The 4,632-nt window shown below is 60.5% G+C and carries 4 protein-coding genes; 1 reads left to right on the top strand and 3 read right to left on the bottom strand.

Annotation, left to right across the window (positions count from 1 at the left end; translation table 11 throughout):
* Nucleotides 1–1,236 (bottom strand): malate synthase G (locus tag GSM73_RS27880; RefSeq protein WP_256677069.1); only part of this gene is annotated, 1,236 nt, incomplete at its 3' end.
* A 492-nt stretch (nucleotides 1,237–1,728) separates the two neighbouring features.
* Between GSM73_RS27880 and GSM73_RS23175 the strand changes: the two genes are divergently transcribed.
* Complete coding sequence (locus GSM73_RS23175; RefSeq protein ID WP_047228123.1) at nucleotides 1,729–2,247, top strand: glycine cleavage system protein R; 519 nt, start codon at nucleotides 1,729–1,731, stop codon at nucleotides 2,245–2,247.
* A gap of 217 nt (nucleotides 2,248–2,464) precedes the next feature.
* On the opposite strand, the gene rarD is transcribed toward GSM73_RS23175, so the two are convergent.
* The gene (gene rarD / locus GSM73_RS23170; RefSeq protein ID WP_047228122.1) at nucleotides 2,465–3,352 is read right to left on the bottom strand and encodes an EamA family transporter RarD; all 888 of its coding nucleotides are present in this window, start codon (nucleotides 3,350–3,352) and stop codon (nucleotides 2,465–2,467) included.
* 203 nt (nucleotides 3,353–3,555) lie between these two features.
* Entirely contained in the window at nucleotides 3,556–4,530 is a 975-nt protein-coding gene (locus tag GSM73_RS23165; protein ID WP_160893938.1) for a serine/threonine protein kinase, read from the bottom strand.
* Nucleotides 4,531–4,632 lie beyond the last annotated feature (102 nt).

Below are 4,632 nucleotides of genomic sequence, written 5' to 3'. Positions count from 1 at the left end.
ACCGAACAGTTCGTTGGTGAACGCCGCTTCTTCCGGCCCGTGCATCTTCGGCTTGACGATGTACACCGAGCCGGTACGGCTGTTGCGGCGCGAAGTATTGCCGTTGAGGCTGTGGATTGCCGCCAGGCTGGTGACCAGGCCATCCAGGATGCCTTCCGGTACTTCCTGACCGTCCTTGTCCAGGATCGCGTCGATAGTCATCAGATGACCGACGTTGCGCACGAACAGGAGCGAGCGGCCATGCAGGGTCAGGCCCGAACCGTCCACTGTCGTGTACGCACGATCGGGGTTCATGGTGCGGGTAAACGTTTGACCGCCCTTGGCGACCTGTTCCGACAGATCGCCCTTCATCAGGCCGAGCCAGTTACGGTAGATCACCACTTTGTCATCGGCATCGACGGCGGCGACCGAGTCTTCGCAGTCCATGATGGTGGTCAGCGCCGCTTCCATCAGGATGTCTTTGACGCCGGCGGCATCGGTCTGGCCGACGGGGGTGCTGGCGTCGATCTGGATTTCGAAGTGCAGGCCGTTGTGCTTCAACAGCACGGTGGTCGGTGCCGAAGCGTCGCCCTGGAAACCGATCAGTTGCGCGTCGTCACGCAGGCCGCTGTTGCTGCCGCCCTTGAGGGCAACCACCAGTTTGCCATCGACGATCTTGTAAGCGGTGGAATCGACATGGGAGCCGGCGGCCAACGGCGCGGCTTCGTCGAGGAAGGCGCGGGCAAAGGCAATGACCTTGTCGCCGCGTACCTTGTTGTAGCCTTTGCCTTTCTCCGCGCCGTCGGCTTCGCTGATGGCATCGGTGCCGTACAGCGCGTCGTACAAAGAACCCCAGCGGGCGTTCGAGGCATTGAGGGCGAAGCGGGCATTCATCACCGGCACGACCAGTTGCGGGCCGGCCATGCGGGCGATTTCGTCATCGACATTTTGCGTCGTGGCCTGGAAATCCGCCGCTTCTGGCAGCAGATAACCGATGTCTTGCAGGAAGGCTTTGTAAGCCACGGCGTCGTGGGCCTGGCCGGCACGGGCCTGGTGCCAGGCATCGATCTGTGCCTGGAAATCGTCGCGTTTGGCGAGTAGGGCTTTGTTCTTCGGGGCCAGGTCGTGGATGACTTTGTCGGCACCGGCCCAGAACGCATCGGCGGTGAGGCCGGTTCCGGGGATAGCTTCGTTATTCACGAAGTCGAACAGGACTTTGGCGACCCGCAGGCCACCGACTTGAACGTGTTCAGTCATTGCTTGCCTCACTCTGCTCAGCTATTTCGCTTTTCAGCTCTTCGATTTTGACAATGAAGCCTCGGGACATTTAAACCACAAACCCCGGAACCAGTACATGCCATCGCTGGCGGCTGGGTGGGACCTGTCACGGGCGTTAAGCCTTGCTGACGGGGCTTTCAGGGATGCGACCGCGCCTTGAACAGTCATTGGTCCAACATTATGTAGTGCGCGCTGCGGCATACTACATGATCAATTGCGGTTGTGAAAATTAGACTAATTGCGTCGTTCCGCGACCCACTAAAGTGTTACGGTCACGACGAGGCACGGGATGTTCTCAAAAAACGTATGGATTGTTCCATATAAATCTTGATCTTTGTACACGATGTATCTGGTTTCATCCTGTGGGAGCAAGCTTTGCTCTCACAGGAGCGAGGTATATATCTTTAGGCCATCAGTCTGCTCGCGACCACCTGCCTATACTCTTCTTTCCACAACAAGAGGGCTCGCGCCATGGACCATCTCGTCATCACTGTTTTCGCCCCGGACAAGCCCGGGTTGGTCGAGCAGATCGCCCTTTGCATCGCCGAGCACGGCGGTAACTGGCTGGAAAGCCGCATGTCCCGTCTGGCGGGACAATTTGCCGGGATCCTGCGCCTAAGCGTTCCGGCTGAATCCCATGATGAATTGATCGAAGCCTTGCAAGGCCTGTCGGCCCACAACATCCGCGTGCTGATCGCCGAGGGCATCGTCGAAGAGTCCTGCACTTGGAAGCCTATCGCGATGGAGCTGGTGGGTAATGATCGCCCGGGGATCGTGCGCGACATCACGCGCTTGCTGAGTGAGCAGGGCGTCAACGTCGAGCGACTGGTCACGGACGTGCGGCCGGCGCCGATGAGCAGCGAGTTGCTGTTTCATGCCGAAGCGATCCTCGGGGTGCCGGTGACCTTGTCCCTGGACACTTTGCAGGAACGTTTGGAAACCCTGGCCGATGAGTTGATGGTGGAGCTGAAACTCAGCGACGAGAACTGATACGGGTTATCCAAGGAAAAACTGCGCCTGCCTGTGGATAACCTGTAGAGACACCTCGCCAGCCCACGTCCGCCGGGCGCTGGCGGGATATGATTAAAAAATCACCAGTTTTCAAGGGCTTGTGCACAAACGGCGGGGATCACGCTGTGGATAACCTTGGGAAGGATAAGCGCAGGCCACGCCAGACGTGGCCTGTGGAGGTTCGTACGTTTTTTGATCAGTTGCGCCGGCGCATGCTGATCACGGCATCGACGCTATACACCGCAAGCCCAGCCCAGATAAACAGGAACGCCACCAATGTGCTGGACGACAGGTGCTCACCGAACAGCAGCACGGCGAGCAACAACACCAGCGTCGGTGCGATGTACTGGAGGAACCCGAGGGTGGTGTAGGGCAAATGCCGCGCCGCAGCGTTAAAGCACACCAACGGCACCAGCGTCACGGGCCCGGCCGCCACCAGCCACCAGGCTTCGGAGGTGGTCCAGAAAACGGCTTGGGCGCTGGTAGCCGCCGGGTTGAACAACAACCAGGCAATGGCGATCGGCACCAGCATCCAGGTTTCCACTACCAGTCCGGGTAAAGCCTTGACCGGCGCCTGCTTGCGGATCAGCCCATAAAAGCCGAAGGTCAGCGCCAGCACCAGCGACACCCAAGGCAGGCTGCCCACTTGCCAGACCTGCTGCGCCACACCGACCGCGGCCAACCCCACCGCCAGCCACTGCATGCGCCGCAACCGTTCACCCAGGATCAACATGCCGAGCAATACGTTCACCAGCGGGTTGATGTAGTACCCCAGGCTCGCTTCGAGCATGCGCTCGTTGTTCACCGCCCAGACATAGGTCAACCAGTTGGCCGCGATCAACGTACCGCTCAGGGCCAGGATTGCCAGCCGCTGTGGATTGTCCCGCAGTTCGCGCCACCAGCCCGGGTGTTTCCAGACCATCAGCAACGCCGCGCCGAACAGCGCCGACCACAGCACCCGGTGGATGATGATCTCCACGGACGGCACATTGGCGATGGCTTTGAAATAGATCGGGAACAGACCCCAGATGATGTAGGCACTCAGGCCCAGGATATACCCGCGACGCGGGTTGGCGGCTTGCATGCAGAATCCTTGCTTAGGCAGCTAACAAAAGAGTGATTGTAAGGAGATTTGTCAGATTGTGCTGTGAACCTTTATGAGCGCCATCGCCGGCCCCTGTGGGAGCGAGCCCGCTCGCGATGACGATGGCCCATTCAACATGGATATCGACTGACCTACCGCGATCGCGAGCAGGCTCGCTCCCACAGGGGGGCGGCAGTGGCAAATCAGAACAACTTCAACGGCTCTTCATTGAGCGCCGCCAATTGCTCGCGCAACGCCAACACCTGGTCGCCCCAGTAGCGTTCGCTGCCGAACCACGGGAAGCTGCGCGGGAACGCCGGATCGTCCCAACGGCGCGCCAGCCAGGCGCTGTAGTGCATCAGGCGCAGGGCCCGCAGAGGCTCGATCAAGGCCAGTTCACGCGGGTCAAAGTCATGAAACTCGCGGTAGCCGTCCATCAATTCCGACAACTGCCCCAGGCATTCCTGGCGATCACCGGCGAGCATCATCCACAAATCCTGTACCGCCGGGCCCATGCGGCAGTCGTCCAGGTCGACGATATGAAAAACCTCGTCGCGGCACATCATGTTGCCGGGGTGGCAGTCGCCGTGCATGCGGATGTTCTGGTGAGGCGTGGCGGCATAGACCTCTTCGACCCGTTTGAGCAGGTCCCTGGCCACCGACTCGTAGGCCGGAAGCAGGCTGCGGGGTACGAAACCGCTTTGCAGCACGGTGGTCAGCGAATCGTGGCCGAAGTTTTTCACGCCCAACGCTTCACGATGCTCGAACGGACGGGTCGACCCGACCGCGTGCAGGCGCCCGAGCAATTGCCCCAGGCGATAGAGTTGGTCGAGGTTGCCCGGCTCAGGCGCGCGGCCGCCGCGCCGGGGAAACAGGGTGAAACGAAACCCGGCGTGTTCGTGCAGACTGACGCCGTTGTGAATCAGCGGCGCTACCACCGGCACGTCGCATTCGGCCAGTTCGAAGGTGAAGCGGTGCTCTTCCAGAATCGCTTCGTTGGTCCAGCGCTGAGGGCGATAGAACTTGGCGATCAGCGGCTCGGCGTCTTCGATACCCACCTGATAGACACGGTTTTCATAGCTGTTGAGGGCCAGCACACGGGCGTCGCTGAGCAAGCCCATGCTTTCAACGGCATCGAGCACCAGGTCGGGTGTGAGGGTTTCAAACGGATGGGACATGCTGACTCCTGCGCAGCGGCAGGGCTGCCGCGTCCGGCCCAGCATGGTAGCGCAGACGGAGGGAGATAGGTGACGGCTGTGCCGATGCCATCGCGAGCAGGC

The organism is Pseudomonas sp. PICF6 (assembly GCF_009831705.1).
Classification (GTDB): domain Bacteria; phylum Pseudomonadota; class Gammaproteobacteria; order Pseudomonadales; family Pseudomonadaceae; genus Aquipseudomonas; species Aquipseudomonas rhizophila.
This window is presented reverse-complemented; position numbering and strand designations above follow the sequence as displayed.

Excerpts from the sequence above, each read along its gene's own strand:
- GSM73_RS23175 (WP_047228123.1), top strand. The coding sequence starts at position 1,729 with ATGGACCATCTCGTCATCACTGTTTTCGCCCCGGACAAGCCCGGGTTG.
- rarD (WP_047228122.1), bottom strand. The coding sequence starts at position 3,352 with ATGCAAGCCGCCAACCCGCGTCGCGGGTATATCCTGGGCCTGAGTGCC.
- GSM73_RS23165 (WP_160893938.1), bottom strand. The coding sequence starts at position 4,530 with ATGTCCCATCCGTTTGAAACCCTCACACCCGACCTGGTGCTCGATGCC.